Genomic DNA, 16,572 nt, shown 5'->3' with positions numbered 1-16,572 from the left:
ATTAACTGATGCATAATTTCCTAAACAAAAAAAAAAGCGCAGACCAAGGTCTGCGCCAGTAAGCCAACTTAAGGCTATTATTCATCTAAAATTACTTTATGGTTGAAGATAAGCAATACGTACCTGTCCCTCATCATTACATACGGTTACTTCCACCGATTCGGTAAGAATATCCGCGTAACTGTAGGAGACACGTTTAAATGCATTTTGCTCCTCATCTAGCTTAACAATAAAAACAGATGGGTAGGTCTCTTCCAATGTACCGGTACGCTCAACTGTTTTGCGACGACCACCATTTGCTCTGAGACGGATTTTGGAGCCCACATGAGCTTCCAAACTGCGTTTAATATCCAATAGCACGTTTTTAGCCATTGACCACTACCACCTCTTTCTTTGATTATTATAACCAAAAAAAGCGGGCTTGTCAAATTTAACAAAATATTATAACAGTGGTTCATTTCTCTTGTCAACGGTCAAATTAGTAAAAATCCATTAGAAAATTTTTTTAAACAAAGATAACCAATTATTTCTTAACTTTGGACAAGCGTAATACAAGAAGAAACGCTGCGCGTCCTTGGCTAAGGATGTGCCGTTTCTCGGTGAAATATAGGAATAGGTATAAGGTGAAAAACTTATACTTTCTATATTAAAAAAAACGAATACAATGCTTACATTGTATTCGTTCTAGGAAGCCCTACACGATATTTTCCCAAAGTTTCAATTCCACCCACACCGTCTATTCCGCTTATAGTTCCTTCAATAACTTCCTTCAAATTAATCGAATCGCGTATAGAGGTGAGGCTGGCTTTAATAGCAATGTAAACAGGGTCTAATGCATGTATTAATATTCGACCTGGAGAGCTGGCAAAATTCGAGCCTATGTGCATTAGCGCTTCAAAATGCGATTGGCATGCCCCAGCTATAACGACAAGACCATCGCGATTTTTCTCATACTGCCTCGCTACTCGAACAGCATTTACAAAATTCTGAGAATTTTTGTAGCTGGAAAGGCTGTAATGGTCCGTTCCTGATCTATGTTTGATCAAACCGTCATGCCCAGTTATTACAACAATATCAGGCTTTACTTCCGGCAGCACGCGAAATAAAATATCAGCCATTTGAGCTTCCTGGGCGTGAATGCCATATGCCGGTACGTTCATGGTTTTATATAGCTCCATGCTTTTTTTGAGATAGTTTCCGTCTCCGTCAAGATGGAGCACCTTGCCCGGCACCTCAAAATAGGGAGAGCTCTGTGCTGGCTGTGTCAGCCGCGCAAAATGTTCTAAGCCAGGTGTATGCTTTTTGCGGTAGGTATGAATTTTTTTAATGGATTCGTTCACTTTTATACGAACTTCTTGCGTTGCCTTCATGGAATTAGGATCATCTACAATCGTTAGATCCTCGATAGGGGAGTCTGCCACTAGACGATAGTCGGTGCCCTTCAGCAAAGCTTGATCAGCTTTTGGTCGGATGGCTTCCACACGAAATAATACGTCACCGCCATACGATTTGCGGACGACTAAGTCTCCTTGCCTCATAGGTAAATCACCTCTTCGTCTATCCTATGGAAGGACATGTCGATTGGTGATACGAAATTTTTACCAGCCTCGTTCTAAAAAACTGCGGCTTATGCGCGCAAATTCTTCAAGCGATAGCGTCTCGCCGCGGCGAGTCGGATCGATCTCAAGCTCTGCAAGCAGTGTAAGCAGCTCCTCGCGCTTTTCCTTGCCTACAAATGCTGTAAGGTTGTTGGCCAATGTTTTGCGTCTCTGCGCAAAGCAAGCTTGAACAACTTTAAAATAATGCTCTTCGTTCGGAACATCAACTGCAGGCTTATCACGCAGTGTAAGCTTTATAACAGCTGAGTCTACATTGGGTTGCGGAATAAATACGGTATGCGGAACGATACATACAAGCTCCGGCTTGCAGTAATACTGTACCGCCACGCTCAAGCTTCCATACTCCTTCCCGCCCGGACTTGCAGCCATACGGTCAGCTACTTCCTTCTGGATCATAACCACGATATGCTCCAGGGGTAAGCGCTCTTCAAGCAGCTTCATCAAAATAGGTGTTGTCACATAATAGGGCAGATTAGCCACGACGCTAACTTTCTGATCAGGTGAAAATTTCTCTTTGAACAGATTCTGCAGGTCAAGCTTCAATACATCGCCATGTACGATCGAGACATGATCATTATCCGCAAAAATATCATTCAATATCGGAATTAAGCGGTTATCAATCTCTACGGCCGTTACAGTGGCTGCTGAAGCCGCCAGACGCTGTGTCAGGGCTCCTATCCCCGGGCCAATCTCTAGAGCTGCTTTGCTTGCGTCAAGCTGTGCTGCCGCCACAATTTTATTAAGAATATTTTGATCAATTAAAAAATTTTGTCCCAGGCTCTTTTTGAATGAAAATCCGTATTTTGCAATAATTTCTTTCGTACGCTTAGGAGTAGCCACATCTCCTGCATGTGATGGCTGATTCCCTTTATATGCTTGCTCACTCAATTGCTACTCCTCCAATTTTTGTTCCATAATACGAAGTGCATTTTCAAATTCTGCTTTTGTAATTTGAAAGCTTGTGCAGCGTTTATAAAACTGCTTGCCGTTAGCATAACCGATGCCAAGCAGCTTGCCCATTTCCAGGCGGCGTGCAGAAGCATTGGCATCAACAATGAGCCTGGCTTCCATGAGATCGTCCCAGGTCACTTCCCCTTGTGTCTGCTCAGACTCCGTACGCAGCTCTGACAGCGCCTGACGGATCGATTCCGGGCTGGCATTCTCAATGCCTATATCTCCCTTATGAGTGGTAAGCTCCTGCGGCAGAAACGCATGCTTGCATCCTGGCGCGTGCTGCGCAACAATTTTGCGGATGCGCTCTCCCGCATGATCAGGGTCTGTAAAGATTATAATTCCGCGCCTCTCATTGGCAAGCTTGATTCTCCTTAATACGTCCTCGCCGATTGCAGAGCCGTTTGTTTCAATTGTATCTGCTTCAACAGCCCGCTTAATAGCCGCTGTATCGTCTTTTCCCTCTACTACAATGATCTCCTTAATCACTAAGATCATTCCTTCCCTTTCGACTCGCATGCCTTTATTGTATTCCTTAAACTTCAATATAATTAAAAAAAGAAGAGGCAGCGCCCCTTCCTATGATGACATATGAAATTAATGATGGCAATATTTCATTGTTCATTCAGAGATTAGCTGGAAGCAGGCTTCTTCGGTCCAATAACATAAACCGTGTAGCCTTTCTTTCGGCCAAATTTATTGACAGCCTTGCTGCTCTCGAAATAAACGTCAATTTTGTTGCCTTTAATCGCTCCGCCTTTGTCTTCAGCACGGCGGAACCCGATTCCTTCGATATAAACCCACCAGCCCATAGGTATCACGCTAGGATCGACTGCAATCGTTCTTCCTTCGGTCACCTTTGTGCCTGAAGCGGTAAGCCCATACTGCGGATGGCTTTCATCCTTGCCTGTTGACTCGACGCCGGCATGATAGGCAGTCAGCGTAACATTCTTCAACACTTTTTTAGCGTTGAAGGTAGCGCCGCCTTTTGTCACAGACGTTACACTTGGGCTGGAATTGCTCAGAACCGTCACCTTAGGCTCCGGCTTCTTTGTTCCAACCGCTACAACATGGTCAACGGCTTTCTGTTCAACTACCTCGCTAACCATTTTGTTAGAAATTAAAACGCCATCCTCATACTTCTCTTCGATCTTTTCCACGATGACGCCTTCCTTGCCGGTTTGGACAACTTTCTCCTTGCCAATCTCAAGATTAGGGTCTTCTTTCTTCACGATAGAGAATGGAACGGCTCGTTCCTCTGAAGTCAGCTTTGTATCGACACGTACAATGGTCACTGCTGTTTTGTTATCAATAGCAGAATCCAATGCTGGAGTTATTTTATCATCATCACGAACGGATAGATTTAGTTCCTTAATCGCACCTTGTACAGTCTTCTCTGTCGTGTGCACTGTTAATGTCTTGCCATCAGCTTTTACTACAACCGGTATCGCATGAGTCACCTCAATACGATCTCCGTCCTTGATTGATGAATTTAAAGGAACGGATACCTTGTCATAAGGCCCAATTGCAATAGCTTGTTCATCCAGTAGGCGTTGCAGGACCCATTGTTTTGTTTGCACAATAGTCTCTTGTCCATTAACTACTACGGATACGCTTTTGACAGCCGTACCGTACAACAACACCAAAAACATGAAAGTCATAGCGATTGAGATCGCAGCGCTCAAAATAATCAAACGCAAGTTTCCATGCTTCCATCGCATTGCGAAAGACATTCTGGATGATCGTTTCCCATGGGTGTCATCTAGTTGGATTGATCCCACTTCATCGGTCCTCCTTCATAGTCCCGCCGCCAAGTTTTACGCATGTTACAACTGACGCGACTATAATATATTGGCGTGCATGCTGCACGCTGTCCAATAACGCTGTTCTCTCCTTAGACATTTGCTCAGATTTGATCATTCTCTGCTCAAGCTGTCTAGTCCATTAACTTTGTCCCGGGTGGACGGCCTTCCCGACCTCTTCTATGTGATCACGATAAACTGATAAATCAGAGAAGGATTTAGAGAGTAAACCAAGCTCGCGATATTGGAAATCCAATACAAAATGTAAAGCTCTGAAATGAATCATAACCTCACTCGAGCATAATTGTAAAGACGAGATAAAAGACGATTTTCATTAAAAAACAGATTATTTGAGGAAAAATTAATTGATTTCCCCTACAAAAATTAGTTTTTACGTGGATAATCTCTTTAAATCTCTCGTTTACGCTTGTTTTTATTCTATGCCGAAACATTTTTTACCGTTTTCCATCGTAATTGCCCCTATTTCCTCCACTGTTAAACCCTTAATTTCGGCTGCTGACTGTGCGACCAGTGATACATATCCGGACTCATTTCTTTTACCACGAAATGGATGTGGAGTAAGATATGGGGAGTCGGTTTCGATCAAAATTTTATCCTGCGGAGTATTAAAAAGCACCTCTTTCGGCACCCTTGCATTTTTAAAAGTAATCGGTCCGCCGAATGAAATGTAAAAGTTCATATCCAGACATTTTTTGGCGGTTTCCCAACTGCCTGAGAAGCAGTGCATAACGCCTCCGACCTCATCCGCCTTTTCTTCTTTAAGAATTCGCACAATGTCTTCATGAGCATCTCTGTTGTGAATGACAATCGGCTTGCCCAATTTTTTGGCCAGTCGAATTTGTTCTCTAAATACACGCTGCTGAACATCCTTAGGCGACGTATCCCAATGATAATCCAGACCAATTTCGCCAATTGCCACTACTTTGGGATGCTTGGTCAACTCTTCAATCCATTCCAAATCGCCTTCTTGCATAAATATGCTATCTACCGGATGCCAGCCAATCGCTGCAAAAATTTGTTTATACTGATCTGCCAAAGCCAGAGTGGTTGGGATTGTTTCGCGATTAAACCCAATATTAACAAATAATTCCACGCCCGCTTCAATCGCTCTATTTATCATTTCATGACGATCCTCGTCATATTGAGGTGCATCCATATGTGTGTGTGTGTCAAATAATGATGGCATTTAAAAACTTCTCCTTTACAAATAACTGCTGTTATATTTTAAACCAATCCTTAAGTTTCGGGGACATTTCATGCATACGGTCACGCAGCGCCTCAATTGGATAATAGAGGTGGTGCTGCCCTTGCCGCAGTCCCGTGATCGAACGAACAATGTCAGATTTAACAGAAATTTCACTAATTTGCTCCTGATCATCCAACAGCAAAATTGGTGTTTTTTCTTTCTTTTTCCCGTTTGTTCCATCCGGGCGATAAACATCATAAGGCTTGTCATATGGAAAATCAATTTCCATATGATAGTTTGGATGCATCCCTAATGAAATCATTTCTTCTATTATAGATGCATGTTCGTTTTCATTAAATTGTTCGATCGCAATATACTTGTACAGCTTGCGGTCCATAAAGCGCCGGCATAGATCGCGGAGCAGCTCATCCTTCTCCTCCGCCCACTGAACAAATGCGGTCTGCGCGAGCGCTTCATCCAGCTTTAAATAATGGGAAAGCGTTAATGTATTGCTAATCAAATGCTCTAATGAAGGAATCATCCAATTAAAAACGTAGCCTTGCTGATATAACTCCTGCGCTCTGCGAAATATTTGTCTTAAAATAATTTCCGAGCTGCGCGTTACAGGATGGAAATAAACCTGCCAGTACATTTGGTAGCGAGACATCAAATAATGCTCTACTGCATGCATACCACTTTCCTTCACTACAATTTTCCCTTTATAAGGGCGCAATACTCGCAATATGCGCTCTAAATCAAAATTCCCATAATTGACCCCTGTAAAATAAGCATCACGCAGCAAATAATCCATTCGGTCGGCATCCATTTGACTGGAAATCAAGCTGACTACAATCGGCTCTTTATACGTCTTGCGGATAACTGCAGCGACATCATGCGGGAAGCTATCAGATACTTGCCGCAAAACTTTATTTATCTCCGTATCACCAAGTAAAATCTCACAAGTCCATTCCTCGTGGTCTGTATCGAATACTTCCTCAAGCGAATGGGAAAAAGGCCCATGACCGACATCGTGCAGCAGTGCCGCGCATAATGAAACAAGCCTTTCCTCCTTCGGCCAATCTGCATACTCATTTCTTTCAAATCTAGAAATAATTTTGCGTGTTATTTCATAGACTCCTAGTGAATGCGAGAACCTGCTATGCTCAGCGCCATGGAATGTTAAATATGAGGTGCCCAACTGCCGAATACGGCGCAAGCGTTGGAATTCCTTTGTATTAATTAAATTCCAAATGGTTTCATCCTGAACATAAATATAATTATGTACCGGGTCTTTAAAAACTTTTTCTTCCGACAGCTGTGCTTGCATATTTCCCATCTCCTTCACGTTCATATATTCGACACAAACCGATTGTATTTTGTCGAAAAGTGTCGTAAAATAGTTTCCATATCGGATAATTTATTGTATCCTATATCTTGTGTTTATAGTTCCTATTTCTGTCTAAACACCTATGTTTATGGGTTTTCCTCCAATGAATTAGGTTGACTGTTTTGGGAAGAGTTGGTATTATATACTTAAAACATTGTTTAACAATGTCGAATTGTGCCGTTTTTCATTTAAAGAGAGGACTGATACATTTATGATGAAATCTACTGGTATCGTACGTAAAGTAGATGAGCTTGGCCGTGTAGTTATTCCAATTGAATTGCGCCGTACCCTAGGTATTGGCGAGAAGGATGCTCTTGAGATTTATGTAGATGGCGAACGTATTATGTTGAAAAAATACGAGCCTGCATGTATCTTCTGCGGCAATGCTGAGAACGTATCTTACTTTAAAGGAAAAATAGTTTGTCATATTTGTTTAGAGGAAATGCCTTCTCCTGTGACAAAATAAAAGAAATAGGTTATAATCAAAATATCAACTATATTAATTCTAACCTTTTTATACTCCTTGATGCCTTCCTGCGCTAGAACCCGGCCAGGAAGGTCCTTTTTTTTGTAGAAATACAACATTCTCAAATAACTTACGAACGTATTACTTCATTATATACATCTCGTTTTGGGACACCACGATCGAGCGCAGTCTGTTTAATTGCCTCCTTGCGGCTCATCGTCTTTTCGTAATGAGCAACATGCGATTCGATATCCAACTCTTTCCACCATTGCTCCGCTTGCTGCAGCTCCTTTGCCTCTTGCTCAGATGCGCCTTCAATAACAAGACAATATTCCCCAAGCGGATCATTTGCCTCAAACCATTCCATACTTTCAAGCAGCGTGCCGCGCAGCACCTCTTCATGCCGCTTAGTCAGCTCCCTTACAATTGCAATTTGCCTATTTCCCAAGCTGTCCAGCATCGCTTGGCAGGTCTTTTTTATACGATGCGGCGATTCGTACATAATTAATGTCGCTTTAACCCCTCTCAGCTCCTCCAGCCAGCTATTTCTGGCTTTACGGACACGCGGCGGAAAACCTGCGAACATAAATTGCTCGGTAGACAAGCCGGAAACAATTAATGCAGACAAAGCAGCATTAGCTCCTGGAATAGGCACGACGGCAATTTGCTGCTCTACCGCCTCTTTAACCAAATCAGCGCCCGGATCGGAAATAGCAGGCAAGCCTGCGTCGCTGACCAGAGCTATCGATTGGCCTTCTTGCAATAATTTTATAAGCTCTGGACCGCTGTCGAGTTTATTATGCTCGTGATAGCTTACCAGACGAGTGTGTATGTCAAAATGAGCAAGCAGCTTGCGAGTCTGTCTCGTATCCTCAGCAGCTATCAGCTCTACTTCCTTTAATATCCTTATGGCGCGCATCGTCATGTCTTCCAGGTTGCCAATAGGCGTACCTACAAGATACAGAATGCCTTTTGTGTCAGTGCCTGCAGTATGGATAAAGCTTTTTTGTCTATTCATACAATTTGTACTCCTTTATCATCGTAAACCATTATTGGCGGCAACAGCTTAATATCAGGCTTCCCATCACGCATCGCTTCAATAAGCACCATATTGGCTTCTGTACTTCTATTTGGATGCACAAACTGAATGCGCTTAGGCTCCAGCCTCCATCGTCTCAATGCTTCTATTATATCAAGCAGCCGAGATGGCCTATGCACCATCGATACTTTACCCCCAGGCCTTACTATACGAGAGCAAGCCTGCGCAACATCATCAATCGTACAAAAAATCTCATGCCTGGCGATTGCGTAATGCTCGTTAGTATTAGCCTCGCCAGAAGCCAGTGTCATATAAGGCGGATTAACAGTAACCGCATCATATACGCCATTGCCGGCTGTTTTGGGGAATGTGCGCAGATCATGCTCAATAACGTTGATTTGGCCAGCCAAATTATTCATTTCAACGCTTCGTTTTGCCATATCGGCCAGCCTTGGCTGAATTTCCACCGCATCAATCGCGGCCTTTGTGCGATCAGATAATAATATAGGTATAACCCCATTGCCCGTGCATAAATCAGCGATACGCCCTTTAGGCGGAATCGAGGCAAAACGGGATAATAATACAGCATCTAATGAAAAGCTAAATACGTCTCTGCTTTGAATGATTTTCAGCTCAGACGGTGTCATCAAGTCATCTATTCGTTCGTATTCCTGCAATAATACATGTTCAGTCAAGCATTAGCCTCTCCTTTATATTCATTCCTGCTTATATTGTAAAACAAAACAATGCCGTCCTCTGCATAAAGGACGGCTTGTCTACTTTGATTCCACTATTTATTTAGGAAGGAAAGGCAGAACAGGCAATCTCCTTCTGTTCGCAAATGTCCATAATATACATTGCATATATGGAACCCTTCGTGATACAAGCGCGTCAAATTATCATAGCCCTCGCCAACCGCAGAAGTTGGCATATCATGATGCTGACTTGCTTGCCCGCTAGCCTGCAGCTGCTCAGCTGGAGTCTGCTCAGTTACATCCTGCTGTAAGGCAGGAGCATGGCGCTCTCGCTTCAGCACTTGACGCAGCTGATTATTCTCAATACTAAGCCGCTTGTTCTCTTCAAGCAGCTCTTTTACTTTACGCTTAAGCGTACCAAGCTCTGCATGAAAAGTACCTAACCGATTTTGCATTTCATCCATTTGTGAAAAAACATCATTCTTCTCCAAGTTCCCACCCCAGAGTTTCTAATGCGGAGATATCTCCGCAAGTCAGTCATACTATTGTCTACTTGAGTACAACATCGTCTAATGACATTTCTTTAGGCTTGCCTGGCACATCAAACAGCTGCACATAGACGGTTTTTGCAGTTGCATTAATACCAGTAACCTTGCCTTCTCCCAGTGAGGTAATAACATGCTTGCCTACACTTGGAAGCTCTTCTTTTACGCTTTCGTAGTTGTCATGCTCGTACTTCAAACAGCACATCAACCGGCCGCATAACCCAGAAATTTTGGTTGGATTAAGCGATAAATTTTGATCCTTGGCCATCTTAATCGATACCGGTTCAAAATCGCCCAGCCATGAAGAGCAGCACAGTATTCTTCCACAAGGCCCGATTCCGCCCAGCATTTTCGCTTCATCCCGCACGCCGATTTGACGCAGCTCAATGCGTGTACGAAATACGCTTGCTAAATCTTTAACCAGTTCGCGAAAATCTACTCTGCCTTCAGCAGTAAAGTAAAATATAATTTTGTTGCGGTCAAATGTAAATTCGACATCAACAAGCTTCATGCGAAGCTGATGGCCTTTAATCTTCTCAAGACAAGTATGAAACGCGTTTTTAGCAGCCATTCTGTTCTCTTCAACAAGCTGAGCATCAGCATCGTTTGCTATGCGTATTACTTTCTTGAGCGGGAGGACGACATCCGATTCACCGACTTGCTTCTGTCCAACCACCACTTTACCATATTCGATTCCACGTGCAGTTTCAACAATAACATGCTGATCTTTGTCCACGGGATGATCGACCGGATCAAAGTAATAGATCTTGCCCGCCTTTTTAAAGCGGACACCGATGACATTATACAAGGACTAGCCCTCCTGTAATTTTACCAAAAGTTGCTCAAATGCAAGCTGAGGAGATACATTGGCATGTATTCGTTTGCTTGCTTCAAGTACATGCTCTATACAGCCGATATAGCCCGCTGTAGAGCGTTCAAATGCATGATTTCCTATCCATTCTAACTGATCTATAAAAACGATATTGCCCTGCCTGCTGGCCTGGAACTGTACCAAATCTTTAAACCAAACTACCAATAACGATAACAACAGCTCTATGTGATGAATAAGCTCTGTTTTGAAAAGTTGTTGTTGGGCAGTGATCATCGCCGCGGTGAATCGGGTCAAACTCTCCTTACCTAATTGTATCACTAGGCTTCTGATTTCTGCAAACTGATTCTGTTCAAGAATTTGTCGCGCGCCATCTAAGCCTGATGATAACTGCACCGCTGCTCTTGCCAGCACCGCCGAATATCCTTCGCCGGTTAAGATTTGAAGCATCTGTTCCGGGTTCATCGGCACAAAAGGCACCCATTGGGTCCGTGAGCGAATAGTTGGGAGTACGGCTTGTCCATTGTCGGTGATTAATATTGCTGTAATAGGGGAAATAGGCTCTTCCAAAAACTTTAGCAGGCTATTGGCAGCCTGCAAAGTCATTGTCTCTGCTCGTTCAATCATGTATACTTTACGTCTGCTATCCTGATTGCGATAAGATAAATCGCGCTGCAGCTCCCTTATTTGGTCAATCTTGATCGATTGCCCGTCAGGAGCAATGCGAGTAACATCCTGTTGATTTCCATTTATAAACTTACGACATTCCAGGCATTCTCCGCAAGCATCATAGCCGTCCGCTGTGCAAAATAACGCCTGCGCAAAGGCTTGCGCCATGGCCATTCTCCCTGTTCCAGAAGGTCCATTAAACAAATAGGCATGTGAAATTTTACCGCTTCGCAGCGCATTTTTTAAAATCCGATACGCCTTCCATTGTCCAGATAACTGTTCCAGGCTCATTTAAGTCATACCTTTCTTTCGTTGCAGCCAATCGCAAGGATAAACGGGTCCGCCGTCCCAGGGTAGGCGCGTTTAAAACAAAAAATTAATTAACAAGCCGCGGATTTCACCTATCTTGTTCAGCAGCTCGAGCTTGCCTTCCTCGCTATCCAGCAATTCCTCCGCCATAGAAACCAATGTTTCATCAATCTGTTCAAGAAGCTTATAGCGTTTAACTCTGCCGCGTCGATCGAAGCCTCTAACTTCTTTGAGACCGACACCACGCCTGATCGTATCCTCCAAAAATTGCTTTACCATCTGCTGATACAATTTCAGCTCTCGCACCGACATTATTCTAGCCAGGCGTTCCCCCTGGCGATGAATATCCTGCAGCTTCTGCTGAAGCTGCTCATGCGTGCGCTCTGCATCTCTTTGTACCATTACATCGGCGAAGCTAGTCGGTTGAACAGGCCTTGTTGCGGAGTCATTAGCCGTCCGATTCTGCCCTAATGGACGCCATCCTTGATCGACTCTCATTATTTAGTCACACCCAATCAGAAATGTTCGAAGCGTTCAACCGGAACAACGAAAACCGCAGCCCCTCCAACCTGAACCTCCACAGGAAAAGGAATATAGGAGTCTGTAGAACCGCCCATAGGAGAAATTGGCGTAACCAATTGATCTCTCACTTTACAATTTGAGCTGATCACATTAAACACCTCATGTACGCGCTCATCCTCTATACCGATCATAAAAGTTGTATTGCCTGCTCTTAAGAAACCGCCTGTACTAGCTAGCTTCGTTGCTCTGAAGCCTTCGCGCACAAGCGCATTCGACAAACGATTGCTATCCTTGTCTTGTATAATCGCAATAACTAATTTCATGTTTCATTCCTCCTTGAATCTAATAGAATAGGATACGGAATGCCCTCTTTCGTATAGCCATAGCTGACCAGCTTTGCCGACCATCTAAGTGGACGAGCAAGCTTGCTTAGTACATATTATTCATCCTTATAAAGTTTGACACAGGATCAAGCAATTCCTGCTAAACGTGCTTCGATTATCGATAAAACCTGAGAAAACACCTTATCTCTAGTTTGGTCAGCATTGATTCTTTCAATACGATTGGGATGACGCTCAAGAAGCATCTCATAACCTGTGCGAACCCTTTCGTGGAATTCTAGCTTCTCCAAATCAAGGCGATTCACTTCACGCTCAGCTGCCTTTGCAATTCTTGCAAGACCGGCCGATGGTTCTAGATCCAGAAACAAAGTAAGATCCGGCATCCTTTCCTGAATGGCGAAAAGATTAATCGCCCATACCTCATCCATGCCCAGGCCGCGAGCATATCCCTGATAAGCAAGGCTGCTGTCTATAAAACGATCGCAAAGCACAATCGAGCCCGCCTCTATCGCTGGTATCACTTTCTCCACCAAATGCTGTCTTCTCGCTGCTGCATACAACAGCGCTTCTGTTCTTGCATCCATACTCGTATGGCTGCGGTCTAAAATAACTTCGCGGATTTTTTCGGCTATAGGTATTCCGCCGGGCTCTCTGGTCGTCACTACGGACCGCCCTTTGCTTATTAATGTATTCGCAAGCGCTTCAATCAGTGTCGACTTTCCTGAACCTTCTCCGCCTTCAAATGTAATAAATAGTCCTCTATTCAATCGGATAGCTCCCAACCATAATATCATATTCAGACTGTTGAAAAACCCAATCATAAAATTGATTTATAATAAGTTATAATTTCTTATATTTTAACAAAGGCTTACAGTACAAACAATGTCGAAAATAGGCATAACCTTTAACAAAGAATAATAATCTGTCGATTAAACCAAAACTATACATTTTTATTCATGACTGCCTCACTAAACTTTCTCATACACCAGGACCTTTCTCATATACCAAGACCGTTTTCATTTCCGCATCAGACGCGTTTTGAAATCTTGCACCTGCTTTAGCCAAGCGGCTCACTTGATGAATTAAGCTTCTTGTCCATTTTTCACCCTCATATAGTAACGGAATACCTGGCGGATAAGGAATAATCTGCTCTGCAGCTTCAAAGCCTTCCGCATCCTCAAGTGTAATTGATATTACAACTTGTGCAGTGTTCAATGAACGTCTAAATACAACCGGCTTGCTAATCGTCAGCTCCCAGCTTCCTTCATTCTGTAATTGCTCTGCTTGCTTACTTCTATTCATTGTATGCTGGCTGACCTGGCATGCAATTTTTTCTTCTATAATAGTAATAGCCTGCTTCAAGGGGTCTATAGAATCTATTCCCATACCAATACTTACTATTAAAACGCAGTACTTCGCATCGGACATTTCAATCCAGCAATTATTTTCCTCCAGCATTATCTGAAGCTCGAATCCGCTGTTGGCATAGGTCCGGTCGTATAATAAAACGCGCAGAGGATCTGTCTGTTTACAATCCGATTTATTTGATAACTGCTCTATTTTATTATGGCAATCAAGCTGAACCGCTTGTATAGCTCCATTCCTTTGCTGCAGCCAGCTTCTCAGCTCATTAGCTGTACGAATACTTTGCTCTAGCAGCTGCTGCCCGGCTTGATCAATCATTGCTCGGGAAATATCTAGGGAAACTAATAATGGAAATGATGGGCTGGAGCTTTCAATCATCGCTAAAGTTTGTTGAATTTTATGTACATTTAATCGATTGCCCTGAATATGAAGCATAGCGCTCATCGTTAAAGCAGGCAGCGTTTTATGAGTAGACTGTACAACTGCATCGGCGCCAGCCGCTAAAGCGCTTGTGGGCAGCTCTGGATGGCGGCTGTAATGCGCGCCATGCGCTTCGTCAATCAGCAGTGGAATATTGTAGGCATGCACAGCATTTGCCCATTGGTTAAGCTTAAAGCCAATTCCATAATAATTCGGGTTGGTCAGAAATACTGCCTTAGCTGTGGGATAAGCCTCCAATGCTTGCGAAATCGCTTCAACAGAGGGGATCGTTGCCAATCCGGTCTGTTCATCTATTTGCGGTGATACGAACACTGCTTTGGCTCCTGCGAGCTTTAATCCATTAATAATTGATTTATGTACATTGCGCTGAACAATAACAATGTCATCGTAATCACACACTGATAGTAGTATGGCCAAATTGCCCGAAGTACTTCCGCCCACTAAAAAAAAAGTATGCTCAGCGCCGAATGTTTTGGCGGCTAATTGCTGTGCCTCCCTAATAGCTCCTTGAGGATCATGCAAATCATCCGTGCTGCTTAACTCAGTAACATCTAGCTTCATTACGGTTTGAAGAGCTTCCAGCAAATAGTCTGTCTCGACCGTAAGCTCAGCTAACGCTTCGCCATTCCGGTGGCCAGGTACATGAAAGCTGACAGGCTTTGCGGCTGCATGTTCTTTTAGTTTTTTATATAGTGGCGCGTTCAATAATGTCATCTTTGTGCATTCCTTTCAAAACCGCTTTTGCTGCTTCCTTCATCATACCATTATGTCTGCAGCGTTCCTATAAAGAGATAAGAAGGAGATAAAAAAAGAACAGCGCATTTGATCGCTGCTCATGCATTTTTTTTAATTAAAATTTGTTTCATTCTATTTATAAAATAAGGATATTTTTCATCCATTACGTCGGTTTGGACCATTTCCATCTCACATGATTTACATATGAACTCTGATACGATATAAATGCCTTCTTCTTTTTCCTTTTGGCAACCGCAAATAATACAATGAGGCTGAAATTCAACATTATTGTGCACACTAATCGCCACCTTCACAACAATAATAGTATAACTAGTATGTCACTTATTCTATCTTTTTATACTGTTTTCATAGCCTATTTCAAATATTTATTTATCGTATGCGTATACCTTGCTTTGGGTGCTTATTTACCTATAAAAATATTATGAAAATTGGCGATTTGGCCGATATATTGATTAGATTTACTATCAGGAAGGGCGATATTTATGCGACAACAGCTATCTGATCAGCAGCATGCAACTGTTTATCAATATAGACTGACGAAAAGATTAGTTATAAAACGCGAGCTCATACAAAGCCATTTTATTATTATTGCTATATTTCTTGGATTCCAGCTGATGGCTTATGGCATTCAAGGTCTGGTAGCCTGGTTTGCCGGCTTTGCGGCTATACAGCTATTCCATATTGTCATTTTGCTTATTACCTTTATTCGGGTTGAGGAAGCAACTGACCGCAAATGGATATGGAGAATCAATCCGCCCTGGATCGGCTTTAAGCCAGCCAATGATATATCCTTGACCTTATTTCGGCGCGTACACCGCCACTTGTTCTGGGTCGGGCTATGCGCAATCGCGCTATTGTATCCATGGATACCCGCCTCGTATATGATCAGCTTGGTTTCCTGGCATGCCTGGCTAATCGTTCCTCGACTGCTTCTGGCGTTTTATTTTCGCAAGCAGCCGAAAGAAGGTGTCCTTCGCTTGCAATCTTTTGAAGCATCCTACTATTTAATATAGCTAGATTCATTATAGCGCAAACGATCTCACAGCCGTCTCAAATTATAACGAAGCTGTGAAGCGCTATATCCTCATCAATGACCCTTTTGAAATTGTAACGCATCCACACAGCGCTATTTGTGAAATTATCACCGTTTGGAGCACCTTTTCCCCTCAATAAGGCTGCTGAGATTCGTTAGATTTTTAAAAAGGCTGTTTTGGGCCAAGTAGCGCTTCTAGGATCCGTTAGCACATTATATGGGGAACCTAGAGCGGAACTCGGGATGCTTTCATTTTTTAACGAATCCTGAATACGCTATTTCGCATAAAATGCCTCTTTTGAAATTCTAATGCATCACAGAGACGCTATCTGTGAACAAAAGGTCATTTGGGCAGCGTTTATAACGAATAAGCACGCTACGATTCGTTACATTTTCAAAACCAGCTTTTTCGGTGTAATAACGCTACTAGGATTCGTTAGAGTTTCCAAACTACTTTTTCAACAGCCTGAGGAAACCCATTTAGTTTGTTTGAGGAGGGTAACTGCAATATTAATCAAACGTAAATGGGGAGCACAACTTAAGCACATCATCTACCCTCTAACATCATGATGCGTGCTTTTATCATGATTCGTACT

The 16,572-nt window shown here is 42.9% G+C and carries 19 protein-coding genes; 2 read left to right on the top strand and 17 right to left on the bottom strand.

Going from position 1 to position 16,572, the window contains the following annotated elements; translation table 11 throughout:
- Nucleotides 1-96: 96 nt before the first annotated feature.
- The 7 genes from veg to ACRRU2_RS27545 form a co-directional block, all read right to left on the bottom strand.
- Nucleotides 97-372: a biofilm formation stimulator Veg gene (veg, locus tag ACRRU2_RS27575; RefSeq protein ID WP_331701436.1), complete on the bottom strand. Its 276-nt coding sequence runs from the start codon at nucleotides 370-372 to the stop codon at nucleotides 97-99.
- Nucleotides 373-668: 296 nt separating this feature from the next.
- A complete protein-coding gene (gene yabG / locus ACRRU2_RS27570) occupies nucleotides 669-1,538 on the bottom strand; it encodes a sporulation peptidase YabG (protein WP_331701437.1) in 870 nt (289 codons plus the stop codon).
- A 60-nt stretch (nucleotides 1,539-1,598) separates the two neighbouring features.
- Nucleotides 1,599-2,507, bottom strand: coding sequence for a 16S rRNA (adenine(1518)-N(6)/adenine(1519)-N(6))-dimethyltransferase RsmA (gene rsmA / locus ACRRU2_RS27565; RefSeq protein ID WP_432506580.1), 909 nt, complete (start codon nucleotides 2,505-2,507; stop codon nucleotides 1,599-1,601).
- A 3-nt stretch (nucleotides 2,508-2,510) separates the two neighbouring features.
- Complete coding sequence (rnmV, locus tag ACRRU2_RS27560) at nucleotides 2,511-3,059, bottom strand: ribonuclease M5 (RefSeq protein WP_331701461.1); 549 nt, start codon at nucleotides 3,057-3,059, stop codon at nucleotides 2,511-2,513.
- A 143-nt stretch (nucleotides 3,060-3,202) separates the two neighbouring features.
- Nucleotides 3,203-4,351: a ubiquitin-like domain-containing protein gene (locus tag ACRRU2_RS27555; protein WP_331701439.1), complete on the bottom strand. Its 1,149-nt coding sequence runs from the start codon at nucleotides 4,349-4,351 to the stop codon at nucleotides 3,203-3,205.
- A gap of 454 nt (nucleotides 4,352-4,805) precedes the next feature.
- On the bottom strand, nucleotides 4,806-5,579 hold the full coding sequence (locus tag ACRRU2_RS27550; RefSeq protein ID WP_432506578.1) for a TatD family hydrolase: 774 nt from the start codon (nucleotides 5,577-5,579) through the stop codon (nucleotides 4,806-4,808).
- 31 nt (nucleotides 5,580-5,610) lie between these two features.
- On the bottom strand, nucleotides 5,611-6,906 hold the full coding sequence (locus ACRRU2_RS27545; protein WP_331701441.1) for an HD domain-containing protein: 1,296 nt from the start codon (nucleotides 6,904-6,906) through the stop codon (nucleotides 5,611-5,613).
- A 271-nt stretch (nucleotides 6,907-7,177) separates the two neighbouring features.
- Here ACRRU2_RS27545 and ACRRU2_RS27540 point away from each other — a divergent pair, with 271 nt between their 5' ends.
- The gene (locus ACRRU2_RS27540; RefSeq protein ID WP_331701442.1) at nucleotides 7,178-7,432 is read left to right on the top strand and encodes an AbrB/MazE/SpoVT family DNA-binding domain-containing protein; all 255 of its coding nucleotides are present in this window, start codon (nucleotides 7,178-7,180) and stop codon (nucleotides 7,430-7,432) included.
- A gap of 130 nt (nucleotides 7,433-7,562) precedes the next feature.
- On the opposite strand, the gene rsmI is transcribed toward ACRRU2_RS27540, so the two are convergent.
- The 10 genes from rsmI to ACRRU2_RS27490 form a co-directional block, all read right to left on the bottom strand.
- Nucleotides 7,563-8,450: a 16S rRNA (cytidine(1402)-2'-O)-methyltransferase gene (gene rsmI, locus ACRRU2_RS27535; RefSeq protein ID WP_432506575.1), complete on the bottom strand. Its 888-nt coding sequence runs from the start codon at nucleotides 8,448-8,450 to the stop codon at nucleotides 7,563-7,565.
- Entirely contained in the window at nucleotides 8,447-9,118 is a 672-nt protein-coding gene (locus ACRRU2_RS27530; RefSeq protein WP_432506583.1) for a tRNA1(Val) (adenine(37)-N6)-methyltransferase, read from the bottom strand. Before ACRRU2_RS27530 ends, rsmI begins: the two co-directional genes overlap by 4 nt.
- A 143-nt stretch (nucleotides 9,119-9,261) precedes the next feature.
- Entirely contained in the window at nucleotides 9,262-9,657 is a 396-nt protein-coding gene (locus ACRRU2_RS27525; protein WP_331701444.1) for an initiation-control protein YabA, read from the bottom strand.
- Between the two features lie 58 nt (nucleotides 9,658-9,715).
- On the bottom strand, nucleotides 9,716-10,519 hold the full coding sequence (locus tag ACRRU2_RS27520; protein ID WP_331701445.1) for a PSP1 domain-containing protein: 804 nt from the start codon (nucleotides 10,517-10,519) through the stop codon (nucleotides 9,716-9,718).
- 3 nt (nucleotides 10,520-10,522) lie between these two features.
- Nucleotides 10,523-11,500 (bottom strand): DNA polymerase III subunit delta', encoded by a 978-nt coding sequence (holB, locus tag ACRRU2_RS27515; protein WP_331701446.1) that lies wholly within the window; start codon nucleotides 11,498-11,500, stop codon nucleotides 10,523-10,525.
- 72 nt (nucleotides 11,501-11,572) lie between these two features.
- A complete protein-coding gene (locus ACRRU2_RS27510; protein ID WP_331701447.1) occupies nucleotides 11,573-12,016 on the bottom strand; it encodes a YaaR family protein in 444 nt (147 codons plus the stop codon).
- 17 nt (nucleotides 12,017-12,033) lie between these two features.
- Complete coding sequence (locus tag ACRRU2_RS27505; RefSeq protein ID WP_331701448.1) at nucleotides 12,034-12,363, bottom strand: cyclic-di-AMP receptor; 330 nt, start codon at nucleotides 12,361-12,363, stop codon at nucleotides 12,034-12,036.
- A gap of 146 nt (nucleotides 12,364-12,509) precedes the next feature.
- Entirely contained in the window at nucleotides 12,510-13,148 is a 639-nt protein-coding gene (gene tmk, locus ACRRU2_RS27500) for a dTMP kinase (protein ID WP_432506572.1), read from the bottom strand.
- 211 nt (nucleotides 13,149-13,359) lie between these two features.
- Nucleotides 13,360-14,901 carry an aminotransferase class I/II-fold pyridoxal phosphate-dependent enzyme gene (locus tag ACRRU2_RS27495; RefSeq protein WP_432506570.1) on the bottom strand — a complete coding sequence of 514 codons (1,542 nt, stop codon included), beginning with the start codon at nucleotides 14,899-14,901 and terminating at the stop codon, nucleotides 13,360-13,362.
- Between the two features lie 119 nt (nucleotides 14,902-15,020).
- A complete protein-coding gene (locus ACRRU2_RS27490) occupies nucleotides 15,021-15,218 on the bottom strand; it encodes a sigma factor G inhibitor Gin (protein WP_331701451.1) in 198 nt (65 codons plus the stop codon).
- A 207-nt stretch (nucleotides 15,219-15,425) separates the two neighbouring features.
- On the opposite strand from ACRRU2_RS27490, the gene ACRRU2_RS27485 reads away from it, so the two are divergent.
- The gene (locus tag ACRRU2_RS27485; RefSeq protein WP_432506568.1) at nucleotides 15,426-15,956 is read left to right on the top strand and encodes a transposase; all 531 of its coding nucleotides are present in this window, start codon (nucleotides 15,426-15,428) and stop codon (nucleotides 15,954-15,956) included.
- Nucleotides 15,957-16,572: the final 616 nt, after the last annotated feature.

Source organism: Paenibacillus sp. GXUN7292 (assembly GCF_050864975.1).
In the GTDB taxonomy this organism is placed as follows: Bacteria; Bacillota; Bacilli; order Paenibacillales; family Paenibacillaceae; genus Pristimantibacillus.
Note: the sequence above shows the minus strand (reverse complement) of the source record. Positions and strands in the feature narration are given on the sequence as shown.